The organism is Rhodobacter xanthinilyticus, from assembly GCF_001856665.1.
GTDB classification, from domain to species: Bacteria; Pseudomonadota; Alphaproteobacteria; order Rhodobacterales; family Rhodobacteraceae; genus Rhodobacter; species Rhodobacter xanthinilyticus.
The window spans coordinates 2067628-2092049 of sequence record NZ_CP017781.1 but is presented as its reverse complement, the minus strand read 5'-3'; the positions used below and the strand labels follow the sequence as shown (position 1 = coordinate 2092049).

The following is a 24422-nucleotide window of genomic DNA, read 5'->3' as shown; positions in this document are numbered from 1 at the left end:
CGCCGCCCCCGGACCCCCCGGGATATTTGCAGCAAGATGAAAGGGAAGGGGCCTCGCGCGACCGGGGCCCCTTTCATCTTGCCAGAAATATCCCGGGGGTGAATGCCGCAGGCAGAGGGGGCAGCGCCCCCTGCGCCCTCAGGCCCGCTCGAGCGCGCTGATGATCGCGCCGAAATCGGCGGCTTTCAGCGAGGCGCCGCCGACCAGCGCGCCATCCACATTCGAGGTCGCGAAGATCTCGGCCGCGTTCGAGGGTTTGACCGAGCCGCCGTAGAGGAGCCGGATCAGCCCGCCCTCGGCGCCAAACCGGCCGACGAGTTCGGAGCGCAGGAAATCATGCACTTCGGCGATCTGCGCGAGCGTCGGCGTGCGGCCGGTGCCAATCGCCCAGATCGGCTCATAGGCGATCACCGTGTTGGTGCCGGTCGCGCCCTCGGGGGTCGAGCCGAAGAGCTGGCGCCCGACCACCTCGAGCGTGGTGCCCGCATCGCGCTGGGCCTCGGTCTCGCCGAGGCAAATCACCGCGACAAGCCCCTCTGTGCGCGCGGCTTCGGCCTTGGCGCGCACCATGGCGTCAGTTTCGGCGTGATCGGCGCGGCGCTCGGAATGGCCGAGGATCACATGGGTCGCGCCCGCATCCTTGAGCATCCGGGCCGAGATATCGCCGGTATGGGCGCCCGATGTCGCGCTGTGGCAATCCTGACCGCCGACGCCGATCCGGCCCGCAGCCTTGGCCGCCATCGCGCCCACCAGCGTGGCGGGCGGGCACAGCAGCACCTCGCAGCCCGGGTTCGGATGCGCCGCGATCAGCGCCTCCACCTCGGCCAGGCTCGCGCCCGTGCCATTCATCTTCCAATTGCCTGCCGCGAGTTTTCTGCGCATCCGCCCCTCCATCTTTGCCGCCAATCTAGGCCGAAGGGCGGGCGGGCGCAAAGGGCAAATCGGCGCGGGCGGGGGCGATCAGCTCTCCGCCGTGTCGCGGAATTTCACCGACTCGCCGCAGCCGCAGGCCTCGACGACATTGGGGTTGCGGAATTTGAAGCCGCTCTCAAGGAGGCCCACCTCATAGTCGATCTCGGTGCCGAGCAGGAACATCTGCGCCATTGGCGCGATCAGCACCCGCGCGGCGCCCTCCTCGACGACGATATCCATCGGCCCCGCCTCGGCCGCGATCTCCATCGTATATTCCATGCCCGCGCAGCCGCCCTTCTTGACCCCGATACGGAAGCCCGCGGCGCCCTCGCGCGCCATCAGCCGCGCGATCTGGTCGATCGCGGCCTGGGTGAGGGTGACGGGCGGTTTCCCGGGAATGGCGAACATCGGTCTCTCCTGTGGCGCGCCCCTAAGATAGGCGCGCGGCCCGGGCAGGGCAAGGCGCCCCGCCCGGGTCCGGGTGTCAAAGCGTCGGGTAATCGGTATAGCCCTCGGCGCCGCCGCCATAAAGGAGCTCGGCGCGCAGCGGGTTGAGCGGCGCATCGCGTTTGAGCCGCTCGACCAGATCGGGGTTGGCGATGAACGCCCGCCCGAAGGCCACCGCCGCCGCGCGCCCCGCCGCCACCGCCTCGAGCGCCATCGCGCGGCTATAGCCGTTGTTGGCGATATAGGGCGCGCGGATCTCGCCGCGCAGCGCCTCGAGCGCGCCCTCGGGCCACTCCCGCGGGCCGCCGGTCTGGCCCTCGACCATATGCACGAAGGCGAGCCCGCGCGCATTGAGCGCCGCGATCACCGCGCCAAAGAGCGCAGGCGTGTCGCTGTCGATGCCCACATTGTTCGCGTTCGAGAAGGGCGAGAGGCGGATGCCCACCCGCCCGGGCTCCCAGGCGCCGGTGACCGCATCGACCACCTCGGTCAGGAACCGCACCCGGTTCTCGATCGCCCCGCCATAGGCATCGGTGCGCTGGTTCGAGGTATCGCGCAGGAACTGGTCGATCAGATAGCCGTTCGCGGCATGGATCTCGACGCCATCAAACCCCGCCGCGCGCGCGCAGCGCGTGGCATGGGCGTAATCGGCCACCGTCGCGGCGATCTCCTCGAGGCTCAGCGCGCGCGGCTCGGCCGTCTCGACAAAGCCCGCGCCGTCAAAGGTCTTCGAGGCCGCGCCGATCGGCGAGGGGGCCACGGGCTGCGCGCCGCCCAGCACATTGGGGTGCGAGATCCGCCCGACATGCCACAGCTGCACGACGATCTTGCCGCCCGCCGCATGGACCGCCTCGGTGACCTTGCGCCAGCCCGCGACCTGCGCCTCGGTGTGAATGCCCGGCGTCCAGGCATAGCCCTGTCCGATCGGCGAGATCTGCGCGCCCTCGGTCACGATCAGCCCCGCGCTCGCGCGCTGGCGGTAATATTCCACCGTCAGATCGGTGGGCACGCCCTCGGGCGCACGGTTGCGGGTCAAGGGCGCCATGACGAGACGGTTGGCGATCTCGATCGCGCCGAGCTGGCCTTGGGTGAAAAGCATCGGTTGGGGCATGAGGGGCTCCATGTTGATCCGCCCGCAGGCGGGAAGTGAACTGCTGCGTTCAGAAATACGCCGCCCCGCGCCCAAGACAACGCCGCGCCCACGCACAGCGCCGCCCGCTTCTGTGCACGGACGCAAATGAAAACGGCGCCCCGAGAGGCGCCGCCGCATCCGCCCGCAGGGCCCGGCTCACATGAAGCCAAGCTCAAGCCGCGCCTCGTCGGACATCATGTCCATCCCCCATTGCGGATCGAAGGTCATCTCCACATCGACCTCGCGCACGCCGGGCACACAGCTCACCGCATCTTGCACCCAGCCGGGCATGTCGCCCGCCACCGGACAGCCCGGCGCGGTCAGCGTCATGATGATCTTCACCGCGTTTTCCGCGCTGATCTCGATCGTGTAGATCAGCCCGAGGTCATAGATATTGACCGGGATCTCGGGGTCGAACACCGTCCGGCAGGCCTCCACCACCGCCTCATGCAGCGGATGGTCGGTCGTCGACGGTTTGATCAGCGGCGTGCCCTCGAGAGGCGGCTCGGCGTCGGTCATGATCGGAAATCCCGGGTTCGCGCGAAAGTCGAGGGTTTATATAGGGAAAGCCCGGCCGAAGGTAAAGGTCGCCTTTGTCACAGTTTCCCCCCCTTCATCTTGCCGAAAATATCCCGCGGGGGTCCGGGGGCGCGAAGCCCCCGGCGCCGCCACCCCGCGCCGCCCTCACGCCGCTCCGCTTGACGCGCGCGCCCAACCGCGCCAAACCCCGGGCATGGTTCCGCTCGATACCCTTGCCCAGATCACCCAGCGCTTCGAATTCCTCGAGGCCCGCCTCGGCGCGGCCGCAACCCCCGCCGAGATCGCCGCGCTCTCGCGCGAATATGCCGATCTGCGCCCGGTGGTGGCGGAAATCGCGGCCTATCGCCAACTCCTCGCCGATCTCGCCGAGGCCGAGGGCTGGCGCGCCGACCCCGAGCTGCGCGGCCTCGCCGAGGAGGAAATCACCCGCCTCTCCGCCGCGCTGCCCGCCGCCGAGGCGGCGCTCAAACGCGCGCTCCTGCCCAAAGATGCCGCCGATGCGCGCCCGGCGATCCTCGAGATCCGCCCCGGCACCGGCGGCGAGGAGGCGGCGCTCTTCGCCGCCGATCTCCTGCGCATGTATCAGCGCTACGCCGAGGCCAAGGGCTGGCGCTTCGAGCTGCTCGATTTCGCCGCCTCCGATCTGGGCGGCGTGCGCGAGGCGGTGGCGCGGATCGAGGGCGAGGGGGTCTTCGCGCGGCTCAAATATGAAAGCGGCGTGCACCGGGTGCAGCGCGTGCCCGAGACCGAAGCGGGCGGGCGCATCCATACCTCCGCCGCCACCGTCGCGGTGCTGCCCGAGGCCGCCGAGGTCGATATCGAGATCCCGGCCGCCGATATCCGCATCGACACGATGCGCGCCTCGGGCGCGGGCGGCCAGCATGTCAACACCACCGACTCGGCGGTGCGGATCACCCACCTGCCGACCGGGCTGGTCGTGACCTCCTCGGAGAAGAGCCAGCACCAGAATCGCGCCAATGCGATGGCGGTGCTGCGCGCGCGGCTTTACGAGATCGAGCGCGCCCGCGCCGCCGATGCCCGCGCCGCCGACCGGCGCGCGCAGGTCGGCTCGGGCGATCGCTCCGAGCGGATCCGCACCTATAATTTCCCGCAAGGCCGCCTGACCGATCACCGCATCAACCTCACGCTCTACGCGCTCGCGCAGATCCTCGCGGGCGATCTCGACCCGGTGATCGAGCCGCTGATCGCGCAGGATCAGGCCGAAAAACTCGCGGAGCTCGAAGGATGATCGCGCAAGCCGCCCTTGTCGCGGCCACGCGGCGGCTCGCGGGCGCGGGCATCGAGGGCGCCGCGGGCGATGCGCGCCGGCTTTTGGCCCATGCGCTGGGCCTCGCGCCCGAACGCCTGACGCTCGCGCTGCAAGACCCGCTCTCGGAGGCCGCGCAGGCCACCTTCGAGGCGCTGATCGCCGCCCGCGCGGCGCGCCAGCCGGTTGCGCAGATCGTCGGCGAACGGCTCTTCTGGGGCGCGCCCTTCCGCGTCACCCGCGACACGCTCGACCCGCGCCCGGAGACCGAGATCCTGGTCGCGGCGGCGCTCGAGGCGCCGTTTGCGCGGGTGCTTGATCTGGGCACCGGCACCGGCTGCATCCTGATCTCGCTCCTGCGCGAGCGGGCCGAGGCGACCGGCCTCGGGGTGGATCTCTCGCCCGCCGCGCTCGAGGTGGCCGCGGAAAATGCCGCGGCGCTCGGCGTCGCCGCGCGGTCGGAGTTTGCGGTCTCGGATTGGTTTTCGGGCGTGGCGGGGCTGTTCGATCTGATCGTCTCGAACCCGCCCTATATCGCCGAGGCCGAGATGGCGGGGCTCTCGCCCGAGGTGCGCGGCTGGGAGCCCGAGGGCGCGCTGACGCCGGGCGGCGACGGGCTCGCGCCCTACCGCGTCATCGCGGCCGAAGCGCGGGCGCATCTTGTGCCCGGCGGGCGGATCGGCTTCGAGATCGGCCCGACCCAGGGCGCGGCGGTGGCGGGGATGCTGCGCGCGGCGGGCTTTGAGGCGGTCGAGATCCGCCCCGATCTCGACGGACGGGATCGCACGGTTCTGGCGCGCGCGCCGCTTGACCACGCCTGAGCGCGGAAAATCGCGCAAGCCTTCACGGAATCGCAAGAAAATTCCCCGAAAATAGCGCTAACCGGGGGTTTTGGCACAGATTCCCGCTTGCCAGCCTGCCCGGCGCATGGTTAGTCAAACCTGTGCCGGGAGGAAGTCGATCCCCCGCACGGCTCAGCTTCACACTGCGGGTCTTGATGGTCTTCTCGGGCGCGGCCCGATCTGTGAGACCGATCCGCGGGAAGCGGCTCCTATCCGCGCCGGATTTCCGGTCCCGGTCCCGGGCCGTATCAGGATTTCAGCGCCCTTTGGGCAAAACGAACGAAAGCTCATGAGATCTTCCAAATCCCGTTCGCGCAATAAATCGAACCGTCAGCGCTCGATCGGCAATATCATCAACCGGGTGTTCGACAGCTCCGGCCCCGAGGGCAAGGTGCGCGGCACGCCGCAGCAGATCATTGACAAATACCTGATGCTGGCGCGCGATGCGCAGCTCTCCAATGACCGCGTGGCGGAGCAGAATTTCCTGCAGCACGCCGAGCATTACACCCGCATGCTGGGCGAGGCGCAGCGCGAAATGGCCCGCGAGCAGGAAGAGCGCGCGCGTCAGGGTGGGCAGAATTTCAACGGCAACACCGGTCAGAACGGCGGCCAGAACGGCAACCGCGAGCGGTTCGAGCGCGCCGAGCCGCGTGAGGATGAGGCCCAGGCCTTGCCCGAGGTGAGCGCCGAGGACGAGGGCTCGACGCTCGTCGAGACGCCCGAGATGCGCGCCGAGGCCGAGCCGGTGGCCGAAGAGGCCGCGCCCGCCGCCGCGCCCGAGGGCGAGGCGAAAGCCCCCCGCTCGCGCTCGCGCCGCAGCCCGCGCAAGCCGCGCGAGCCGAAGGCCGAGGGCGCGCCCGAGGCCCCGGCGACCTCCGCGCAGGACTGAGCCCGCGCAGGACATTTTTCAGCCGCGTGCCCCCGGGCGCGCGGCTTTTTCCTGGCCCGCGCCGGGGCTCTGCCCCGGACCCCGGGATATTTCGACATCGTTGAACTCAGGCGGCGGCTTTCACCAGCCGGGCGAGGTGGCAAAACTGCTCGAGGCTGACCTGTTCGGCGCGTTCGGTGGGCGGGATGCCGGCCTTAAGGAGCAGCTCCTCGATCCGCGGATGCACGCCCTTGAGCGAGGCGCGCAGCATCTTGCGGCGTTGGTTGAAGCCGGCGGCGACGATCCGCTCGAGGGTTCTGGCGTCGGCCGGGAAGCGCGGCTCGGGCAGCGCCTTGAGGTGGACGACGGCGGAATGGACCTTCGGGGCGGGGGTGAAGGCCTCGGGCGGCAGGACCATGACGATCCGCGCCTCGGCCCGCCATTGGGCGAGAAGGGCGAGGCGGCCATAGTGGTTCGTGCCCGGTTTCGCGACGATCCGCTCGGCGACCTCCTTTTGGAACATCAGCGTCAGGCTCTCCCAGAAGGGCGGCCAGTCGGGCGGGGTCAGCCAGCGCACCAGAAGCTCGGTGCCGACGTTATAGGGCAGGTTCGCGGCGATCTTGATCGGCGGGGTGAGATGGGCGCGCACATCGACCTCGAGCGCATCGCCGTTGATCACCTCGAGCCGGCCGGGGTAATGCGCGGCGATCTCGGCAAGCGCGGGCAGGCAACGGCTGTCCTTCTCGACCGCGAGCACGCGCCGCGCCCCCTCGGCCAGAAGCCCGCGGGTGAGGCCGCCGGGCCCGGGGCCGACCTCCAGAACATCGGCGCCGGTCAGATCCCCCGCCGCCCGGGCGATCTTCGCGGTGAGGTTGAGATCGAGCAGGAAGTTCTGGCCGAGGCTCTTCTTGGCCACGAGCTCATGGTCGCGGATCACGTCGCGCAGCGGTTTCAGCCCGTCAATCGCCGCCATCCCGGCCTCCTGCTTTCATCTTGCCACAAATATCCTCGGGGGTCCGGGGGCAGACAGCCCCCGGCGGTCGTCTCTAGGCCGGGCGGTTGGCAGGGGGCGCTGCCCCCTCGGCCTGCGGCCTCACCCCCGGGGTATTTCAGGCAAGATGAAAGGGCAAGGGGCGGGGCCGGGCTCAGCGCCGTGCGGCGCCCATCTGGGCGGCCATTTTCAGCGCGGCGATCAGGCTGGAGGGGTTGGCGCGGCCTTGGCCGGCGATATCATAGGCGGTGCCATGGTCGGGCGAGGTGCGCACGAAGGGCAGGCCGAGGGTGACATTCACCCCCTCGTCGAAGGCGATCGTCTTGATCGGGATCAGCGCCTGGTCGTGATAGGCGCAGATCGCCGCGTCATAGCGGGCGCGCGCCGCGGGGTGGAACATCGTATCGGCGGGCAGCGGCCCGGCGAGCGCATAGCCCTCGGCGCGCAGGCTCTCGATCTCGGCCGCGATCCAGTCGCGCTCCTCGCAGCCCATCGCGCCGCCTTCGCCGGCATGGGGGTTCAGCCCCGCCACCGCTAGGCGCGGGTTCTCGATGCCGAAATCGCGGCGCAGGCCCTCGGCGGTGATCCGCACGACCTCGCGCAGCAGCTCCGGCGTGAAGGCGCGCGGCACGTCTGCGAGCGCGATATGGATGGTGGCGGGCACCACCCGCAGCGCGGGCGCGGCGAGCATCATCACCACTTTCGCGCCGCCCGCGAGATGGGCGAGATATTCGGTATGGCCGGGGAAGGCGAAGCCCGCGCCGTCTTTGAGCGCCTTCTTGTGGATCGGCGCGGTGGTCAGCGCGAGCCCCTCGCCGCGCATCACCAGATCGACGCCGCGGGCGATCACGTCGATCACCGCGCGGGCGTTTTCCGGGGCGGGCTGGCCGGGCAGGGCGGCGGCCGGGAAGGGGTGGGGCAGCACCGGCAGCCCCGCACCCGCCGCGCTCATCGCCTCGGCGGGGCTCGCCACTTCGCGCAGCCGCGTGCCGCGCGGCAGATGCGCGGGGTCGCCGATCCAGACGAAGGGCAGCGTCGAGCCGAGCGCCTCCCAGGCCTTCGCGGCGAGCTCGGGGCCGATGCCCGAGGGGTCGCCGCAGCTCAGGATGACCGGCGCGTCGCTCATTTGCGGGTGATCACCGCCTGTGCCATCAGATCGGCCAGATCGGCATCGGCATAGGCGTTGAGCGCCTGATTGGTGAGGTTTTGCGCGACCTGATTGCGGTCGGGCTTGGCGGCCTCGGTGCCCTCGGCGGGCAGCGCGCTGCGCGCGCAGAGCATCACCAGCTCGGCATTCGCGCCGCGTTGCAGGACCGTGCTTTCGCCGATATCCATCGCGCCGAGCGCGAGCGAGAGATCGGCGGGCAGCGCGCCTTGCGCGCCGCTTTCGCGCAGGAGCCGTTCGGCCGGCAGACCCTTCGCGAGCCCATAGAGATCATCGCAGCGATCGGCGCCCGCTTTCAGCGTCGCGATCAGCGCGGAGGTTTCCGGCGCGCCGGCGGGACCCGCGATAAAGCGCGCGTAATCAAGCTGTTGCGGGGTGTTCTTCACGTTGCCCTTGTCGTCGATCCCGCGCAGCATGAAGACCGCGACGGCGTTCGGGATGGCGAGGGGCGCGCTCGCCTGACCGGGTTTGAGGCCGAGGATCACCGGGCGCAGCTGCGGCGGCAGGTTGTCGAGATCCATCCAGTCGAGCCGGCCGCCGCGCTCGGCGGAGGGCGCGGCGGAGATCTCGCGCGCGAGCGCCCCGAAGCTGCCGTCGCCCGAGGCCGCCGAGGCGCGTTTGGCCGCCGCCATCGCCTCGGCCTCGCGGCCGGGCGGCGCGGGGACGATGATTTCCGAGATCAGCACCCGCGTGCCTTGCCCGCGCGCTTGCGTCTCGAGCAGGAGCGCGCGGTCGATATCGGCATCCGACACCCGCACCTTCTGCGCGTATTTCTGCTTGACCACCTCGCGCCAGAGCATCCCCGCCTCGACGAAATCGCGGAAGGTCTGCGCCTCGACGCCGCCCTTGGCGAGCTCGGCGAGGAATTGCTCGGTCGAGAGGTTCGCGCGGCTGGCGAATTCCGCCATCCCCTGCGCGAGGCCTTCCTTGTTGAGCGTGATGCCCATGCGCTTGGCCTCGCCGATCCGCAGCCGGTCCTCGATCAGGCCCTTCTCGGCCTCCTTGCGCAGATCGCCCGGCTGACGCAGCAGCGTCATGAATTTCATCCGCTGGTCGATCTCATAGCCGGTGATGCCGAGATCATTGACCAGGATCACCGGCGCGAAGGGGTTTGCCGATTGGGCGGGCGCGGGCGCGGGGGCGAGCGCCGCGAGCGTGAGCGCCAGCGTGGTGGCCAGAAGGGGAAGGGGTCGCGTCATCACTCGGTCCGTCATCTGTCTCATCTCTTCTCCGGGCTCGGCCTCTTGTCCGGGCTCAGCCGCCACAGCTGCGCCGCGCGACGTTGTTGGCCGCCGAGGCGCCGAAGCCGATCAGTTCCACCGACAGGCCGATCCCGGTTTCGGGCTTCACACTAGAGGAGGATGTGAAGCGGCGCGAGAGGGAAAGATCGACGGCGAGGCACTCGGTGGCGTATTGCAGCCCAAGCGCCGCCTTGGTGGCGCGGTTGGCGGTGAAATCATAGCGCGCATCGAAGCTGCCCGACCAGCCCTCGGCCAAGCGCCAGTCGCTCTCGAAAAGGAGCTCGGAGGTCGCCACCGCGCGGCCCTCGGCGGCATTGGCCTCCATCCACAGATAGCCCGCCGCGACCGTGCCGCGCGCCGCGCCATAGCCCATCCGCAGCTCGCCGCGCGAGATGTCGAAGCCGCTGTCGAAGAGCATCCGGTTTGACAGGATCAGCCCGGCCTCGGTGGTCAGATGGGTGGCGAGCAGCCAATCCGAGAGCTCGCCCGAGAGCCCGGAGCCGGCGGAGAACTGGCCCAGATCCTCGGCGCGCACCACCCGCCCCGCGGTCACGCCGAGCGACCAGCCCGAGGCGTCGTGGCGCGTCCAGCTCAGCCCGAGATTCGCCCGCAGCCCGCGCTCGCGCGCGTCCTCGCCGGGGAAGCGGGTCATCGAGAAGAGGTTGCCCTCGTCGAATTCGGTCAGCCAGCTATCCTCGTCGGGGAAGGGTTTGAGGCTGCCGCGGCTCCACACGATCTGGGCGACCGGCTCGATCACATGGGCCGCGCGCCCCGAGGTCTGCACCCAGGGCCAGCGCAGCTCGAGCCCCGCCGAGGGCAGCGCGCGGGTCATCGTCGAGCCATAGGCCGGGTCTTGATTGACATGAACCGCGTCGAAGGCGAGCGCGGCCTCGGTCGCGGCGATGATCCCGCCCGAGAGCAGGTAATTGCGCCGCCAGTCGGTCTTCAGCGTCAGCCGCGTGCGGTCGCGCCCGTCGGAGATCGTGTCGAAATCGGCGCCGTCGGTGGTGGCATCCGAGGCGCGGCGCGCGCTCGAGAGGCTCGCCTCCACCGTCGCCTCGCCGCCCAAGCCCGCCGGCCGGATCACCCGCACCCAGCGCGCATCGCCCGCCAGCATCGGCTCGGTCGAATTGCTCTCGCCCTCGCGGATCGAATGGGTGTTGCCGATCCGCGCCCAGATCAGCTCCTCGGCGCGCACCCGCTCGAGCGTGACGCCCGACCACAGGCGATCCTCGTCGGTCACGTCGTAGTTGAGCAGATAGCTGTCGTCGGAGGTGGTGCGGATCTGCAGGCCGAGCTTGAACTCATCGGCGAGCGCGAAGCTGCCATCGGCGAAGAGATAGCCGCGGGTCTCGCCCGGGCGGATGTCATCGCGCGAGAACGCGCCGGCGATCTCGAGCGCGCCCGCGTCGAAGGCCTGGCGGTAGCGCCCCTCCAGCGTGCGGGTGCGCGAGGTCGAGACATAGGGGGTGAGCGTCAGATCGCGGCTGGGCCCCAGCGCGAGGAAATAGGGCAGCTTGATGCCGGTGCCGAGGCTCGAGGTGGTGCGGACCTCGGGGCGCAGGAAGCCCGACATGCGCTCGACCGTCGGGTCGGGCATGCGCAGATGCGGCAGATAGGCGAGCGGCACGCCCATCGCGCGGAACTGCGCGCCCTCGAACAGAAGCTGGCGGGTTTCGGCGTCATGGGTGATCTTCTTCGCGCGGATCTCCCACAGCGGCACCGGGTCGGTGATGCACACCACGCAAGACGAGGCGGTGACATGGTCGAGCTCGGTATAGCGCCCGTCGCGGCGCTCGATCTTGGCGGCGGCGAGTTGCAGCTCGCGCGCCATCACCATCCGCGCGCCGATCAGGATACCGTCTTGCAGATCGCGCGAGAGCTCGGCCTGTTCGGCGAGGATCACCGAGCCGGTCTGGCCCGGTTCGATCAGCTTGATCGGGCCCTCGATGCTGAGCGTGTCGGTCTTGCGGTCATAGGTGAGGCGCGTGGCGGAGAGCCGGTTCGAGCGGTAATAGACCTCGACCGCGCCCTCGGCGATGAGCTGATCCGAGCCGGTGAGCAAGATCCGGTCGGCCAGAAGGGTGGCGGCATTGTCGACGGGCTCGACGACCGGCGCGGGGGCCTGTGCGGAGGCGGGCGCGGCGGCCTCCTGCGCGCGGGCAGGCGCGAGCGCCCAGAGCCCCGCCAGCGCCGCGGCCGAGCACAGCGCCAGCGCGCGCGCGCGGCGCGCGGCGATGTTGCGAGGGGTATCGGCGCGCGCGGCCATCAGCCGTCCTCCAGATGCAAAAGCAGCGTCATCGCGAGCATCAGCGCGATCGCCGGCGGCGCCCAGCCCGCCAGCAGCACCGGAATCTGCCCGTTGTCGCCCAGAACCTGCGCGATATTGCGCAAGAAGAACACCCCCAGACCGGCGATGAAGGCCAAAAGCACCATCACCCCGGTATGGCCAAAGCGCGCCGGGCGCATGGTGAAGCCCGCCGCGATCAGCACCATGGCGGCGAGCACCAGCGGCTGGGCGAGCTCCATGTTGAGCCAGACCTGATGGCGGCGCGCCGAGAAGCCGGCCTTTTGCAGCGCCGAGATGAAGCTCGGCAGATCCCAGATCGGCACCGCCGAGGGGGTGCCGAAGCTGTCGCGGATGCGCTCGGCGGTCAGGTCGCTCTCGAGGCGCAGGCTCTCGGCGCGGGTCGCGTCGCGCTCGGGGTTGGTCGAGGCGCCGAGCGGCCAGTCCTTGACATCGGTGAGCTGCCAGGCGCCGGGCGTGAGGCGCGCGGCGCCCGCGTCGATGCGGCGCACCGGGCCCTCGTCGGGGGCGAAGATCAGGAAGGTCACGTCGTAAAGCTCGGTCGCGTCGAGATTGGCGCGCGCGGCGCGGATCACCGCCTGGCCGCCCGCGATCTCGTCGGAGCCCTGGCGCATCCAGACCCCCTCGCGGCCGATCGAGACGGTGGCGAGCCCGCCCTGCTTGTAGCGGCTGACGAGCTCTTCATAGCGGTTCGAGGTGGCCGAGACGATCGGGTTGCCAAGGCCGATGGCGAGCAGGCCCACGAGGAGCGCCACCGTGACCGGCGCGGCGAGCATCCGCAGCGCCGAGCGCCCCGAGGCGCGGATCACCACGAGCTCGGAGCTGCGCGCGAGCCCGATGAACATCACCACCGCCGCGAGCACCACGATCAGCGGCAAGATCGTGTAAAGCGAGGCGGGCACGTTGAGCGCGGCGAGCTCGGCGGCCTGACCAAGCCCGACCCGCGCGGCGTCGAAGGCGCGGATCTTCTCGACCAGGTCGATCAGGAACAAAAGCCCCCAGAACGCGCCGAGCACGAGCCCGAGCGCGCGCAGGAAGCGCCGCGCGAGATAGAGCGAGAGCGTCATGCCGCGGCCTCCGCGCGGTCCGCATGCGCGCAGATCTTGCGCGGCCGCCCCGCGAGCCACAAGATCGCCGCCGCCGCGCCGAGCCCGGCCAGCGCGGGCAGGTAACTGAGCCACCAGGCCTCGGGCATCGCGCGGCTCGCCGAGGCCGCGGCGTTGAGCGCGAATTGCACCACGATCAGCCCGAGCACCGCCCCCGCGATCTGGCGCCAGAGCCCGAAGCGCGAATAGCCGCCGAGCATCAGGATCGCGGCGCCGAGCAGCGAGACGGCCAGCGGCAGGAGCGGCTGGGCGAGGCGCTGATGAAGCGCGCGCGCGATCTCGCGCGCCGCGAGCCCGGTCTCGGCGCCGACCCGCTCGGGGAAGCGCAACAGCGTCAGCGTGGCGAAGCTGTCGATATCGCGCGGGCCCGAGGCGCCGCCGGTCATCAGCGCGCCGATATCATAGGTGAAATCGGAAAACCGCGTGATTGCAAGGCTTTGGTCGGCTGTGCGCAGGGTCTGGGCCATGCCGTCGAACATCACGAGCTTGGGCCCGGTCTCGGAGCGGGTGATCAGCGCGCGCTCGGCGGTATAGCTGGTGCGATGGCTCGGCGAGCGGCTGTCGGAGAGGAAGAGGTCGCGAAACTCGCCAAGCTCGGTGATCTCGCGGATATAGATCGTGACGCCCGCGGCGGGGTGCTGGAAGGAGCCCTCGATCAGAAAGCGCGCGGTGACATTCTCGGCGATCTGCGCCTGCCGCTCGGCCAGCCGCGCCGAGGCGAGCGGCACGAGGAGATTGACGAGCACCACCATCAGCGCCCCCACGATCAGCCCGAACACCGCCACCGGCCGCGCCAGCCGCCAGGGCGAGGCGCCGGTCGCCTGCATCACCACAAGCTCGCTGTCCTGGCTGGCGCGGTTGAGCGCGTAGACGCTGGCCGCAAAGGCCGCCACCGGCAGCACGAGGCGGATCACATTGGGCAAGGTGAGCGCGGTGAATTCGAGCACGACCCAGGCCGTCTGGCCATCGCCGATCAGCCGGTCGAAGAGCCGAACCGCCTGGTTGACCCAGTAGACCGACACCAGAACCAGCGCGAAGAAGCCGAACAGCGCCATCAGCTGCGCCAGAATATATCGGTCCAACCGCGTCAAACTTGCTCATCCCCCCGGATGTTTTGTCCTCTCTAACCCGTCCGGGGCGCGCGCGAAAGCCCCCACGGCGGGCGGCGGTGGTGGGCGGCGGATTTGCGTATTTGGGCCAAGAAGAAGGGGGAAGGGGCCGCGCTCCCCCGGCCGTTTCTTCTTGGCAAAAATACGCACTGTCCCGCGCGCGGGGCGGGGCGCGCGGCGGGGGATGGGCGCTTTTCATTTCCGCGGGCGCGGCATAGGCTCGGGGGCGAACCGGCCAACCCGGCCCTGTCTGCCCTGATCTTCGAGGACCCCATGACCCATCCCGTCGCGATCCAGTTCCGTGAGACCGATCCCGCTGCCCTCGCCGCGCGCGAGGGGGCGATTGCGCTGCTCGTCGATCCGGGGGCGGGGCTCGGCGCGGCGGGGCGGCGGCTTGACAAGCTCGCGCGCGGGGCGCTGAGCCGGGCGCTGGCGAGCGAGGCCTGGGGCAAGGCCAAGCCCGGCGAGGCGCTCGAGATCGGCTATCCGGCGGGGCTCGCGGCGGAGCGGGTCACGCTGATCGCGCTGCCGCGCCGGGCGGGGGTCGAGGAGGCGCGCAAGGCGGGGGCGACGGTGGCCAAGGGGCTCGGGCCGCAGGGCGCGCTGATCGTGGCCGAGGGGCATCCGCGCGCGGCCGAGGTGGCTTTCGGGCTCGCGCTGCGGGCCTATCGGTTCGATTACCACACCGCCGAGAAGCCCGGCTTCGGCCCGGTCGAGATGATGGTCGCGAAGCCCGAGGAGGTGGCGCGCCGCGCCGCGCCCCATGCGGCGCTCGCCGAGGGGGTGTTCTTCACCCGCGATCTGGTCAATGAGCCCGCCAATATCCTGACCACCGATGATTTCGCCGCCCGTCTGGCCGCGATGCAGGAGCTCGGGCTCGAGGTCGAGATCCTCGAGGAGGCCGAGCTCGAGCGGCTCGGGATGCGCGCGCTTCTGGGGGTGGGGCAGGGTTCGGTCAGCCCCTCGAAGGTGGTGGTGATGCAGTGGAAGGGCCTGCCCGACGAGGAAGACAGCTGCGGCGTGGCCCGGCCCGTCGCGCCGCTCGCGCTCGTTGGCAAGGGGGTCTGTTTCGACACCGGCGGGATCTCGATCAAGCCCGCGGCGGGGATGGAAGAGATGACCATGGACATGGGTGGCGCGGCGGTTGTCGCGGGCGTGATGCGCACGCTTGCGCTGCGCAAGGCGCGGGCCAATGTCGTGGGGCTCGTGGGGCTGGTCGAGAACATGCCCGATGGCGCCGCGCAGCGCCCCGGCGATATCGTCAAATCGATGAAGGGCGATACGATCGAGGTGATCAATACCGATGCCGAGGGGCGGCTCGTGCTGGCCGATGTGCTCTGGTATGCGCAGGAGCGCTTCGCCCCCGCCGCGATGATCGATCTGGCGACGCTGACCGGGGCGATCATCGTCGCGCTCGGCCATGAGCACGCCGGGGTATTCACCAATGACGACGGCTTTGCCCATGAGGTGCTGAAGGCCGCCAAGGCCGAGGGCGAGGGCGCCTGGCCGATGCCGCTGACGCCTGCCTATGACCCGCTGATCAAATCGCGGCTGGCCGATATCAAGAACACCGGCGGGCGCTGGGGCGGCTCGATCACCGCGGCGGCGTTTCTCAAGCGCTTCGTCAAGGACGAGACGCCCTGGTGCCATATCGATATCGCGGGGGTTGCGCTGCCGCCGGGCGAGACCACGCTCGCGCCGAAGGGGGCGACGGGCTGGGGGGTGATGACGCTCGACCGGCTGGTGCGGGAGCGGTTCGAGCCCAAGGAGGGCTGATGCCGGCGCTCTTTTATCATGTGACCCAATCGCCGGTGGAGGATGTCGTGGCGATGCTGCTCGCGCGCGCGCTCGAGCAGGGCTGGCGGGTGGAGCTGCGCGGCCGCGCGCCCGATCAGATGGCGCGGTTCGATCATCGGCTCTGGCTCGGCCCCGAGGAGGGGTTCCTGGCCCATGGCCTTGCGGGCGGGCCCCATGATGCGCTCCAACCAGTGCTGCTCACCACCGGGCCGGTGGCGGGGGCGGGGCGGTTTCAGGCGGTGATGTCGGTCCATGGCGCGGAGGTCAGCGCCGCCGAGACCGAGGCGCATGAGCGGGTCTGGATCCTCTTTGACGGCCATGACGGGCAGGCGGTCGAGCACGCCCGCGGCCAGTGGCGCGCGCTGACCAGGGCGGGGGCGAAGGCGCAATATTGGAACGACGAAAGCGGGCGGTGGCAGAAGAAAGCGGAGGCGTGAGGCTCAGGCCCGGCCGCGCGCCCCTTGCGGCGGTGCTTTTGCGTATTTGGACCAAGAAGAAGGGAGAAGGCGCGCGCTTGCCGTTTCTTCTTGGCAAAAATACGCATGCCGCCGTCGGGCCCGGGCGCGCGGCGGGGCAGGGGCGATCGCCCGGCTTCCCATCGGGGCGCGCTTGCGCTACACCCGGCGCCTGATCCGCAGGAGGCCCCCATGGCGCAAAACTTCGCCTTCACCCTGAACGCCACCGATGGTGCGGCGCGCACCGGCGTCATCTCGACCCCGCGCGGCGAGATCCGCACGCCCGCTTTCATGCCGGTGGGCACGGCGGCGACGGTCAAGGCGATGCTGCCGGAAAGTGTGCGCGCGACGGGGGCGGATATTCTCCTTGGCAACACCTATCACCTGATGCTGCGCCCCACCGCCGAGCGGGTCGCGCGGCTCGGGGGCTTGCACAAGTTCATGAACTGGGAGCGGCCGATCCTGACCGACTCGGGCGGGTTTCAGGTGATGAGCCTCGCCTCCTTGCGCAAGATGACCGAGGAGGGGGTGACGTTTTCGAGCCATATCGACGGCTCGAAACATTTTCTCAGCCCCGAAAGAAGCATGGAGATTCAACGGCTTCTGGGCTCGGATATCGTCATGGCCTTTGATGAATGCCCGGCGCTGCCGGCCACCGACGAGGAGGTCGCGCGCGCGATGCGGCTCTCGATGCGCTGGGCGCAGCGCTCGCGCGACGCTTTTGGCGACCGGCCCGGGCATGCGCTCTTCGGGATCATGCAGGGCGGCGTCACGCGCGAGCTGCGCGAGGAAAGCGCCGAGGCGCTGAAGGCGATCGGGTTCGACGGCTATGCGATCGGCGGGCTTGCGGTCGGCGAGGGGCAGGCGGCGATGTTTGGCGTTCTCGATTACGCGCCCGGGTTCCTGCCCGCGGACAAGCCGCGCTATCTGATGGGGGTGGGCAAGCCCGATGACATCGTTGGCGCGGTCAAGCGGGGCGTCGACATGATGGATTGCGTGCTGCCCTCGCGCTCGGGGCGCACGGGCCAGGCCTGGACGCGCCGCGGTCAGGTCAATATCAAGAACGCCCGCCATGCCGACGACCCGCGCCCGCTCGACGAGGCCTGCTCCTGCCCGGCCTGCACCGGCTATTCGCGCGCCTATCTGCACCATGTGTTCCGCGCGGGCGAGATGATCTCAGGGATGCTGCTCACCTGGCACAACCTGCATTATTTCCAGGAGATCATGCAGGGCATGCGCGAGGCGATCGCGGCGGGGCGGTTTGCGGAGTTCGAGGCGGAGTTCCACGCGCGCCGCGCCGAGGGCGATATCGCGCCGCTCTGAGGCCTAGAGGAGCGCCCAGGCGGCCCCTCCCGCGGCCAGCGCGGCGAGGCTGGCAAGCCCGAGCGGCGCCCAGAACCGCGCAGGCCCCGCAGCCGCCGCGAGCGCGACTTTGCCCACCGTATTGGCGGCGAGCGCGACAAGCACCGCGCGCGCGATCAGATCGGGGCCGAGCGTGGCCGGGTCAAGGCGCAGCGCGCTGAGCACCGCCACATCGACATCGAACAGCGCGGAAAGCGCCGAGCTGGCGAGCAGGCTGGTCGCGCCAAAGCGCCCCACCAGCGCGGCGTTGGCCACCGAGAGCGCGGCGAAACCGGCCGCGAAGGCCAGAAGCGCGCGCAGATCAAAGGGGTTGCGCAGCGGCTCGGGCGCGGGGGCGGCGGGCGCGCCGCGCGCGATCAGCGCGCCGCCCGCGAGCGCGAGCACGAGCCCGCCCGCGCCGACCGGCCCCGCGATATGGGGCAGGAGCGCGGGGGTCAGGAGCGCGACCACCCCGCTCACCCGCAGGATCGACACGAGCGCCGCCAGCATCGCCGCCCCGGCCAAGGGCCGCGCCGCCCCCTCGCGCGCCATCCGCGCGAGCGCCACCGTCACCGCCGTCGAGGAAACGAGCGCGCCCGCAAGCCCGCTCACCAGCACCCCGCGCCGTGCCCCGAGCACCCGCACCGCGATATAGCCCGCGTAGGAGATCGTCGCGATCAGCACCGTGAAGAGCCAGATCTGGCGCGGGTTCAGCCCGCCCCAGGGGTCGATCGTGCGATCAGGCAGGAGCGGCAGCACGATCGCGCTCATCACCGCAAGCACCAGCGCCGAACGCAGCTCGGCCCAGCTCAGGCGCCGCAGACCCGCGTGCAGCACCTCGCGGCTGGCCAGAAGCGCGGTCAGCGCCGTGGCCGCGGCCACCGCCACCCCCCGGTCGCCCAGCACCGCCAACGCGCCGAGGCCGAAGGTCGTCAGCCCCGCAAGCAGCGAGGTCACCGAGAAGGTGCCGTCATGCACCGCCTCGCGCCACTGAAACGCGCCAAAGAGCAGCGCAAAGCCGAGGAACCCCGCCGCGAGGACGCTCGCCGCGCCCGAGGCCACGCTCAGCGCCGCAAAGACCCCGCCCATCAGCCCGAAGATGCCGAAGCTGCGCAGCCCGGCGGTGCGGCTGCCCTCCGGGTCGTCGCGCTCGCGCCAGCCGCGTTCGAGCCCGACAAGGAGCCCGATCGCGAGCGCGGTCGCGAGATCGAGAAGCAGGGTTTCGGTCGGGGTCATCGGGGCCTCCGCGCCGATCATGGCGCAAGGGCGGGCCGGAGGGAAGGGCTCAGCCGGCGATGACGAGATCGGCGGCGCGGTTCTCGGTGCGCAGCAGCCGGCCGTTGGGCAGATCGTTCTCCTCGATCTTGCGGGCGGCCTCGTCGGCGGGCAGATCGGCCCAGCGCGCGGCGAGGCGGGCGCGCAAGGTGGCCTCGGGCACCGCGAGGCGGATCGTGAGGTCGAACAGCGGGAAGAGATCGCGCCAGCCCGGGCGGGTCAGGAGCAGATAATTGCCCTCGACGATCAGATGGCGCGCGGTGGCGGGGATCGCGGCGCCCTCCGGGTCGGGCTCGTCGGCGGCGCGGTCGAAGACCGGCACGAGATGCGCGGTGCCGGGCGCGCGGATCGCGCCGAGGCTGCGCGAAAGCCCTTCGATATCAAAGGTTTCCGGCGCGCCCTTGCGGGGCAGCAGGCCGCGCTCGGCGAGCACCCGGTTGGGCAGGTGAAAGCCGTCCATCGCCACCACCACCGCCGAGCCGGGCGCGTGGGCGTTCAGTTCGGCGGCAAGTTCGGCGGCGAGATGGCTCTTGCCCGAGGCCGGCGCGCCGACCACCGCGATCAGCGCGCGCGGCGCCTCGATCTGGCGGATATAGGCGGCGAGATCGGCGCGGTCGACGCGCAGCTCGCTGGCCATGAAGGCGCCCACGTCGCCCATCGGCCCGTCGCTGTCGCCCAGCCAGAATTCGCGCGCCTCCCCCGCCTCCATCGGCTCAGCCCATCGCCGCGATCAGCCGGCCGAGCGCGGCGGCCGGGTCGTCCTCGGCCCAGATCTCGGCGCCGATGCCGAAGAAATCGGTCTTCGGCGCGAGGGCGGCGACGAGATCCGCATCGAGCGCGCCCTCGGCCACCACCGGCACCTCGATCATCTCGGTCCACCATGCGAAAAGATCGGCCTCGGCGCGCGCGCCATGGCCGAGCGCGGAGGCGCCCGCCGGGCCGAAGGCCACATAATCGGCCCCCGCCTCGCCCGCGTTCATCCCCTCATGTTTCGAGGCGCCACAGAAGGCGCCGACGATCGCATCGGGGCCGAGCGCCTTGCGCGCGGCGCGCACCGAGCGCGCGCCATCGGTCAGATGCACGCCATCGAGCCCGTGGCGCTCGACGAGCGCGATGTGATCCTCGATCACCAGCGCCACGTCATGTTCATGCGCCACCACCCGCACCGCATCGGCCGCGCGCATCACCTCATCCTCGTCGCGCGAGGCGAGCGCGAGGCGGATGCAGGCGACCTCATGGGCGGCCAGCACCCGCGAGAGCGTGGCCGGGAAGGTGTCGAGCGAAAAGCTCGGCGGCGTGATGAGGTAGATCTGCGGGCGTTCGAGCTCGGCCATGGCGCGTCCTTTCGGTTTGCCGAGCCTTCTAGCGCAGGGGGGCCGCCCTTGCCAGAGGGTTTGCGCGCGCGTATGGGGGGGCCGAAAGGAGCCACCATGACCCCAACGCCCCCGCTTTTCATCCTCGTGCGCCCGCAGATGGGCGAGAACATCGGCGCCGCGGCGCGGGCGATGCTGAACTTCGGGCTGGAGCGGATGCGGCTGGTGGCGCCGCGCGATGGCTGGCCGAACCCGAAGGCGGTGGCGATGGCCTCGGGCGCGGCGGGGGCGGTGCTCGAACATGCGGGGGTGTTTGACGATCTGCCGGCCGCGATCGGGGATTGCGATTTCGTCTTCGCGACGACGGCGCGCGCGCGTGAGCTGACGAAGCCGATCTACACCCCCGAGACCGCGATGGCCGAGGCGCGGGCGCGGATCGCGGCGGGGCAGCGGGTGGCGGTGCTTTTCGGGCCCGAGCGCACCGGGCTCGAGAACGACGATGTGAGCCGCGCCAATGCGATCATCTCCGTGCCGGTGAACCCGGCCTTCCCCTCGCTCAACCTCGCGCAGGCGGTGCTGCTGACGGGCTATGAATTCATGCGCCAGGAGGTCGGCGCGCTGCCCGTCGACCCGGGGCTCGCGGGGGCGGATCCGGCCAGCCGGATCGAGATCGAGAAGCTCGGCGATCATTTCGAGGAGAAGCTCGAGGCGGCGGGGTTTTTCTATCCGCCGACCAAGGCCGCGCCGATGAAGCTCAACCTGCGCAACCTGTGGTCGCGGATGCCGTTCACCCGCGCCGATGTGCAGACGCTGCACGGGATGCTGCGGCAAATCACCCGCTCGCAGGGCTGAGCCCTTGCCGCGCGCGCGCCCAGGCGTCACCTTTGCGGGATGCGGGCGCTGAAACTCTCCCTTCTGGCGATGGTGGCGGGCGGGCTCTTGGGGCTCGGCGCGCTGGTCGCGTTCCTGCCGGTGCTGCGCGGGGCATTGGCGCCGGGGGCCTATGGGCTCGCCGAGGCGGCGCCCGGGGTCTTCGTGGAGGCCGGCATGGCGGCGCCCGAGCGCGCAGCGCTCCTCGCCGAGATCGCCGCCGCGCGGGCCAATGTCGCGGCCTTTTACGGGCCCGCCCGGGCGCATCTGCGGATCCTTGCCTGCGCGAGCGCGGCCTGTGACCGCGCGCTCGGCGGGCGCGGGGCGGCGGCGGTGACCTATTCGCTGGGCCCCGTGTCGGTGGTGCGGCTTGCGCCACGCGGGCTCGGGCTGACGATCCTCACCCATGAGCTCGCCCATACCGAGACCCATGCCCGGCTCGGCCTTTGGGGGCAGCTCAGCGGCCGGATGCCGACCTGGTTCGACGAGGGGCTCTCGGTGCTGATCTCGCAAGACCCGCGCTATCTCGGCCCGCCGCCCGCGCCCTGCCTGCGCCCCCCGCGCGCCGATCTGCCGCAAAGCCCGTTCGATTGGGCGCCGGCCGCGGCCCTGGACCGGATGCTCTACGCCGAAGCCGCCTGTGCGGTGTATCTGTGGGCCGAGGCGCGGGGCGGGCGCGCGGCGGTGCTCGCGGCGCTCGCGGCGGGGGCGCGCTTGCCCTGAGGCCGGAGGGGGCGCTGCCCCCGCCCGTTCCGGGCCCCCCGGGATATTTCGACATCATTGAAACGGCTTGTCCTCTTCAACGATGTGCAAATATCCCGGGGGTGAATGCCGCAGGCAGACGGGGCAGCGCCCCCTTGCTCCCGCCCGGGCCAAAGCCTAGGGTCGGGGCGACGACCAAGGGGGAGCTGATGGGCCAAAAGCGCAGCATTTTCGAAGAGGTGGGCGCCGAGAGCCGCCCGCAGGCGCCTCGTGGGGGCATGATCGACGCAGGCCCGAAGGGCGGGCGCGGCGCGGTGCGGCTTTGGCTTGCGGCTCTGGTGGCGCTGATCGGGGCGATGCTGCTTCTGGGGGGCGCGGCGCGGCTTCTCGATCCGGCGCTGGCGGGGGCGGGGCTGGAGCTCGGTTGGTTTGCGCCGGTGCCTGGTGCCGAGGGTGCGCCGGGGGCGGTTCTGCCATGGCTTGCGGCCTCTGCGGGGCGGGGGGCGCTTCTTGGCTGGGTCTTGGGCGTGCTGGGCTTTGGCCTGACCGGGCGGTTGCCGAAGGGGCGCGGCTGGGCGATTGCGGGCATTGGGCTCACGCTTGCGGGCGCGGGGGGCATGGGCGGCTGGCTGCCCGGGCTTTCGGGCGTTTCGGCGGCGGTGGCGACGGGCTCGTCGGTGCTGGGCGGCTTTGCGGCGCTTGGCATGGCGGCGGGCAGCTGGCTGCGGCTGGCGCGCCCCGAGGCCGCGCTCTTGCAGGCGCGCCGGCTTGGCGAGCGGCGGCTTGCGGGGCTCGCGACCGGGGTGATGCATCTGAGCCTCGTGCAGATCCTGCTTGGCGGCATGCTCGCCGGGCTCGACGCCGGGCGCAGCTTCACCGATTGGCCCTTGATGGGGGGCGCGCTCTGGCCCGCGGGGGCGCTTGACGGCGCGCTGTGGGAGAACACCGCGCTGATCCAGTTCGCGCATCGCGGCCTTGGCTATCTCGTCGTGATCCTGGCGCTCGTCGCGGCGCTGAAGGGCCGCCGTTCGGCCCATCCGGTGACGCAGACCGCGTTTCTCTGGCTCGGCGCGCTGGCGATCTTGCAAGCCGCGCTCGGCATCGCGAGCGTGGTCCATGCCGCGCCCTTGAGCTTTGGCCTCGCGCATGGCGTGGGCGCCATCCTGCTCTGGCTCGCCACGATCCGCGCCCGGATCCTCGCCCGCCTGCCCATCGTGCAATCCATCCGAGGAGGAGCAAAATGACCGCATTTCAGGAGCTTATGACGTTCCAGCGGGAGACGGAGGCGCTCTCGGGCATCGCCGAGCGGCTCGGCTGGGATCAGGAGACGGTGATGCCGCGCGGCGCCGCCGATCAGCGCGCCGAGGAAATGGCGGCGCTCGAATCGGTGCTGCATGCGCGGCGCACCGACCCGCGGATCGAGGATTGGCTGGCGCGGGCGGAGGCCACCACCCCGGCCGAGGCGCGCAGCCTCGATCTCGTGGCGCGCAGCTACAACCGCACCACGCGGATCCCGGCGCGGCTCGCGACCGAACTGGCGCGGCTCGTGTCGCGCGCTCAGGGCATCTGGGCCGAGGCGCGGGCGAACGAGGCGCCTGCGGCCTTTCTGCCGACCCTCGAGGAGGTCGTGCGGCTCAAGCGCGAGGCGGCGGCCTGCCTCTCCGAGGGCGATCTTTACGACGCGCTCCTCGAGGATTACGAGCCCGGCGCGACCCATCGCCAGATCGGCGCGATGTTCGACCGGATGCGCCCGCGGCTCGTCGCGCTGCGCGAGAAGGTGCTCGGCGCCGAGCGCCGCGTGCCGGTGATCGCGGCGGGCTTTCCGGAGGCCACGCAGCTGCGCCTCGCGCGGATCGCGGCCTCGGCCTTCGGCTATGACTGGACACGCGGGCGGCTCGATCTTGCGGTGCATCCGTTCTGCTCGGGCTCGGGGCAGGATGTGCGCATCACCACCCGCGTGGTCGAGGCCGAGCCGTTCAACTGCCTCTATTCGACGATCCATGAAACCGGCCATGCCTGCTATGAACAGGCGATCGAGCCGGCCTATCTGCTCACCCCGCTCGGGCGCGGCGCCTCGATGGGCGTGCATGAGAGCCAAAGCCGGATCTACGAGAACCAGCTCGGCCGCTCGCGCGCCTTCACCGGCTGGCTCTTCACGCGGATGGTCGATGCCTTCGGCGACTTCGGGGTGCGCGATGCCGAGGAGTTCTACGCGATCGTGAACCGGGTCAGCCCCGGCTTCATCCGCACCGAAGCCGATGAGCTGCACTACAACCTGCATGTGATGCTGCGCTTCGATCTCGAGCGCGCACTGATCGGCGGGTCGCTCGAAGTGGCAGATCTCGAGGAGGCGTGGAATGCGCGGTTCGAGGCGGATTTCGGGGTGAAGGTCGACAAGCCCTCGCACGGGTTCTTGCAGGACGTGCATTGGTCTTGCGGGCTCTTTGGCTATTTCCCGACCTATGCGCTCGGCAATGTCTACGCGGGCTGCCTCAACCAGGCGATGCGCGCGGCGGTGCCGGGGCTCGATGCGGCGCTGGCCGGGGGCACGGCCAAACCCGCGACCGACTGGCTGCGCGAAAACCTGCAACGCCACGGCAGCCTGCGCGCGCCGGCCGAGACGATCGCGGCGGCCTGCGGCTTTGCGCCGAACGAGGGGCCACTTCTGGACTATCTCGAGGCGAAATTCGGCGCGATCTACGGGGTTTGAGCGACGACGGGGGCTTTGCGCCCCCGCACCC

At 70.8% G+C, this 24422-nt stretch carries 23 protein-coding genes; 10 read left to right on the top strand and 13 right to left on the bottom strand.

Annotated elements, in window-relative coordinates:
* Positions 1–138 precede the first annotated feature (138 nt).
* The 4 genes from tpiA to LPB142_RS10235 all read right to left on the bottom strand — a co-directional run bounded on the left by tpiA (position 139) and on the right by LPB142_RS10235 (position 3010).
* Positions 139–882 carry a triose-phosphate isomerase gene (tpiA, locus tag LPB142_RS10250; protein WP_068767042.1) on the bottom strand — a complete coding sequence of 248 codons (744 nt, stop codon included), beginning with the start codon at positions 880–882 and terminating at the stop codon, positions 139–141.
* A gap of 78 nt (positions 883–960) precedes the next feature.
* Positions 961–1320, bottom strand: coding sequence for a HesB/IscA family protein (locus tag LPB142_RS10245; protein WP_068767041.1), 360 nt, complete (start codon positions 1318–1320; stop codon positions 961–963).
* Between the two features lie 76 nt (positions 1321–1396).
* Positions 1397–2470 carry an alkene reductase gene (locus LPB142_RS10240; protein ID WP_071166318.1) on the bottom strand — a complete coding sequence of 358 codons (1074 nt, stop codon included), beginning with the start codon at positions 2468–2470 and terminating at the stop codon, positions 1397–1399.
* A gap of 177 nt (positions 2471–2647) precedes the next feature.
* Complete coding sequence (locus LPB142_RS10235; RefSeq protein WP_071166317.1) at positions 2648–3010, bottom strand: SUF system Fe-S cluster assembly protein; 363 nt, start codon at positions 3008–3010, stop codon at positions 2648–2650.
* A gap of 214 nt (positions 3011–3224) precedes the next feature.
* Here LPB142_RS10235 and prfA point away from each other — a divergent pair, with 214 nt between their 5' ends.
* The 3 genes from prfA (at position 3225) to LPB142_RS10220 (ending at position 6029) form a co-directional block, all read left to right on the top strand.
* The gene (gene prfA, locus LPB142_RS10230) at positions 3225–4280 is read left to right on the top strand and encodes a peptide chain release factor 1 (RefSeq protein ID WP_071166316.1); all 1056 of its coding nucleotides are present in this window, start codon (positions 3225–3227) and stop codon (positions 4278–4280) included.
* Positions 4277–5119, top strand: a complete 843-nt coding sequence (gene prmC / locus LPB142_RS10225; protein ID WP_071166315.1) for a peptide chain release factor N(5)-glutamine methyltransferase — start codon at positions 4277–4279, stop codon at positions 5117–5119. The genes prfA and prmC overlap by 4 nt, the downstream gene beginning before the upstream one ends.
* A 310-nt stretch (positions 5120–5429) precedes the next feature.
* Positions 5430–6029 (top strand): DUF4167 domain-containing protein, encoded by a 600-nt coding sequence (locus LPB142_RS10220; protein ID WP_068767036.1) that lies wholly within the window; start codon positions 5430–5432, stop codon positions 6027–6029.
* Between the two features lie 106 nt (positions 6030–6135).
* Here the strand turns inward: LPB142_RS10220 and rsmA are convergent, their stop codons facing one another.
* The 6 genes from rsmA to lptF all read right to left on the bottom strand — a co-directional run bounded on the left by rsmA (position 6136) and on the right by lptF (position 13910).
* Entirely contained in the window at positions 6136–6981 is an 846-nt protein-coding gene (rsmA, locus tag LPB142_RS10215; protein WP_071166314.1) for a 16S rRNA (adenine(1518)-N(6)/adenine(1519)-N(6))-dimethyltransferase RsmA, read from the bottom strand.
* Between the two features lie 172 nt (positions 6982–7153).
* A complete protein-coding gene (gene pdxA / locus LPB142_RS10210; protein ID WP_071166313.1) occupies positions 7154–8125 on the bottom strand; it encodes a 4-hydroxythreonine-4-phosphate dehydrogenase PdxA in 972 nt (323 codons plus the stop codon).
* Positions 8122–9363 carry a peptidylprolyl isomerase gene (locus tag LPB142_RS10205; RefSeq protein WP_071166312.1) on the bottom strand — a complete coding sequence of 414 codons (1242 nt, stop codon included), beginning with the start codon at positions 9361–9363 and terminating at the stop codon, positions 8122–8124. The genes pdxA and LPB142_RS10205 overlap by 4 nt, the downstream gene beginning before the upstream one ends.
* A gap of 55 nt (positions 9364–9418) precedes the next feature.
* Complete coding sequence (locus LPB142_RS10200; RefSeq protein ID WP_071166311.1) at positions 9419–11674, bottom strand: LPS-assembly protein LptD; 2256 nt, start codon at positions 11672–11674, stop codon at positions 9419–9421.
* The gene (lptG, locus tag LPB142_RS10195) at positions 11674–12780 is read right to left on the bottom strand and encodes an LPS export ABC transporter permease LptG (RefSeq protein WP_068767031.1); all 1107 of its coding nucleotides are present in this window, start codon (positions 12778–12780) and stop codon (positions 11674–11676) included. Before lptG ends, LPB142_RS10200 begins: the two co-directional genes overlap by 1 nt.
* Entirely contained in the window at positions 12777–13910 is a 1134-nt protein-coding gene (gene lptF / locus LPB142_RS10190; protein ID WP_082872990.1) for an LPS export ABC transporter permease LptF, read from the bottom strand. Before lptF ends, lptG begins: the two co-directional genes overlap by 4 nt.
* A 291-nt stretch (positions 13911–14201) precedes the next feature.
* Here lptF and LPB142_RS10185 point away from each other — a divergent pair, with 291 nt between their 5' ends.
* From LPB142_RS10185 to tgt, 3 genes are all read left to right on the top strand, one after another.
* Positions 14202–15704 (top strand): leucyl aminopeptidase, encoded by a 1503-nt coding sequence (locus tag LPB142_RS10185; RefSeq protein WP_071166310.1) that lies wholly within the window; start codon positions 14202–14204, stop codon positions 15702–15704.
* On the top strand, positions 15704–16162 hold the full coding sequence (locus LPB142_RS10180) for a DNA polymerase III subunit chi (RefSeq protein WP_068767028.1): 459 nt from the start codon (positions 15704–15706) through the stop codon (positions 16160–16162). The genes LPB142_RS10185 and LPB142_RS10180 overlap by 1 nt, the downstream gene beginning before the upstream one ends.
* Positions 16163–16372: 210 nt before the next feature.
* The gene (gene tgt / locus LPB142_RS10175) at positions 16373–17503 is read left to right on the top strand and encodes a tRNA guanosine(34) transglycosylase Tgt (protein ID WP_068767027.1); all 1131 of its coding nucleotides are present in this window, start codon (positions 16373–16375) and stop codon (positions 17501–17503) included.
* Between the two features lie 3 nt (positions 17504–17506).
* On the opposite strand, the gene LPB142_RS10170 is transcribed toward tgt, so the two are convergent.
* From LPB142_RS10170 to LPB142_RS10160, 3 genes are read right to left on the bottom strand one after another with little or no spacing between them, the layout of a single operon-like run.
* On the bottom strand, positions 17507–18757 hold the full coding sequence (locus LPB142_RS10170; protein WP_071167216.1) for an MgtC/SapB family protein: 1251 nt from the start codon (positions 18755–18757) through the stop codon (positions 17507–17509).
* 49 nt (positions 18758–18806) lie between these two features.
* Positions 18807–19505, bottom strand: a complete 699-nt coding sequence (locus tag LPB142_RS10165) for a nucleoside/nucleotide kinase family protein (protein WP_232230881.1) — start codon at positions 19503–19505, stop codon at positions 18807–18809.
* Positions 19506–19509: 4 nt separating this feature from the next.
* The gene (locus LPB142_RS10160) at positions 19510–20130 is read right to left on the bottom strand and encodes a thiamine phosphate synthase (protein ID WP_071166309.1); all 621 of its coding nucleotides are present in this window, start codon (positions 20128–20130) and stop codon (positions 19510–19512) included.
* Positions 20131–20226: 96 nt separating this feature from the next.
* Between LPB142_RS10160 and LPB142_RS10155 the strand changes: the two genes are divergently transcribed.
* From LPB142_RS10155 to LPB142_RS10140, 4 genes are all read left to right on the top strand, one after another.
* Complete coding sequence (locus tag LPB142_RS10155) at positions 20227–20961, top strand: RNA methyltransferase (RefSeq protein WP_071166308.1); 735 nt, start codon at positions 20227–20229, stop codon at positions 20959–20961.
* A gap of 39 nt (positions 20962–21000) precedes the next feature.
* Positions 21001–21702 carry a hypothetical protein gene (locus LPB142_RS10150; protein WP_071166307.1) on the top strand — a complete coding sequence of 234 codons (702 nt, stop codon included), beginning with the start codon at positions 21001–21003 and terminating at the stop codon, positions 21700–21702.
* Between the two features lie 188 nt (positions 21703–21890).
* Complete coding sequence (locus LPB142_RS10145; protein ID WP_071166306.1) at positions 21891–22925, top strand: COX15/CtaA family protein; 1035 nt, start codon at positions 21891–21893, stop codon at positions 22923–22925.
* Positions 22922–24391 (top strand): carboxypeptidase M32, encoded by a 1470-nt coding sequence (locus LPB142_RS10140; RefSeq protein WP_071166305.1) that lies wholly within the window; start codon positions 22922–22924, stop codon positions 24389–24391. The genes LPB142_RS10145 and LPB142_RS10140 overlap by 4 nt, the downstream gene beginning before the upstream one ends.
* Positions 24392–24422: the final 31 nt, after the last annotated feature.

Coding starts and splice junctions, on each gene's coding strand:
- LPB142_RS10240 (WP_071166318.1), bottom strand. CDS start 2,470: ATGCCCCAACCGATGCTTTTCACCCAAGGCCAGCTCGGCGCGATCGAG.
- lptG (WP_068767031.1), bottom strand. CDS start 12,780: ATGACGCTCTCGCTCTATCTCGCGCGGCGCTTCCTGCGCGCGCTCGGG.
- prmC (WP_071166315.1), top strand. CDS start 4,277: ATGATCGCGCAAGCCGCCCTTGTCGCGGCCACGCGGCGGCTCGCGGGC.
- LPB142_RS10170 (WP_071167216.1), bottom strand. CDS start 18,757: ATGACCCCGACCGAAACCCTGCTTCTCGATCTCGCGACCGCGCTCGCG.
- LPB142_RS10220 (WP_068767036.1), top strand. CDS start 5,430: ATGAGATCTTCCAAATCCCGTTCGCGCAATAAATCGAACCGTCAGCGC.
- LPB142_RS10145 (WP_071166306.1), top strand. CDS start 21,891: ATGGGCCAAAAGCGCAGCATTTTCGAAGAGGTGGGCGCCGAGAGCCGC.
- LPB142_RS10235 (WP_071166317.1), bottom strand. CDS start 3,010: ATGACCGACGCCGAGCCGCCTCTCGAGGGCACGCCGCTGATCAAACCG.
- LPB142_RS10185 (WP_071166310.1), top strand. CDS start 14,202: ATGACCCATCCCGTCGCGATCCAGTTCCGTGAGACCGATCCCGCTGCC.
- LPB142_RS10160 (WP_071166309.1), bottom strand. CDS start 20,130: ATGGCCGAGCTCGAACGCCCGCAGATCTACCTCATCACGCCGCCGAGC.
- LPB142_RS10200 (WP_071166311.1), bottom strand. CDS start 11,674: ATGGCCGCGCGCGCCGATACCCCTCGCAACATCGCCGCGCGCCGCGCG.
- LPB142_RS10140 (WP_071166305.1), top strand. CDS start 22,922: ATGACCGCATTTCAGGAGCTTATGACGTTCCAGCGGGAGACGGAGGCG.
- LPB142_RS10245 (WP_068767041.1), bottom strand. CDS start 1,320: ATGTTCGCCATTCCCGGGAAACCGCCCGTCACCCTCACCCAGGCCGCG.
- tpiA (WP_068767042.1), bottom strand. CDS start 882: ATGCGCAGAAAACTCGCGGCAGGCAATTGGAAGATGAATGGCACGGGC.
- LPB142_RS10205 (WP_071166312.1), bottom strand. CDS start 9,363: ATGACGCGACCCCTTCCCCTTCTGGCCACCACGCTGGCGCTCACGCTC.
- prfA (WP_071166316.1), top strand. CDS start 3,225: ATGGTTCCGCTCGATACCCTTGCCCAGATCACCCAGCGCTTCGAATTC.
- LPB142_RS10150 (WP_071166307.1), top strand. CDS start 21,001: ATGCGGGCGCTGAAACTCTCCCTTCTGGCGATGGTGGCGGGCGGGCTC.
- tgt (WP_068767027.1), top strand. CDS start 16,373: ATGGCGCAAAACTTCGCCTTCACCCTGAACGCCACCGATGGTGCGGCG.
- LPB142_RS10180 (WP_068767028.1), top strand. CDS start 15,704: ATGCCGGCGCTCTTTTATCATGTGACCCAATCGCCGGTGGAGGATGTC.
- LPB142_RS10155 (WP_071166308.1), top strand. CDS start 20,227: ATGACCCCAACGCCCCCGCTTTTCATCCTCGTGCGCCCGCAGATGGGC.
- LPB142_RS10165 (WP_232230881.1), bottom strand. CDS start 19,505: ATGGAGGCGGGGGAGGCGCGCGAATTCTGGCTGGGCGACAGCGACGGG.
- rsmA (WP_071166314.1), bottom strand. CDS start 6,981: ATGGCGGCGATTGACGGGCTGAAACCGCTGCGCGACGTGATCCGCGAC.
- pdxA (WP_071166313.1), bottom strand. CDS start 8,125: ATGAGCGACGCGCCGGTCATCCTGAGCTGCGGCGACCCCTCGGGCATC.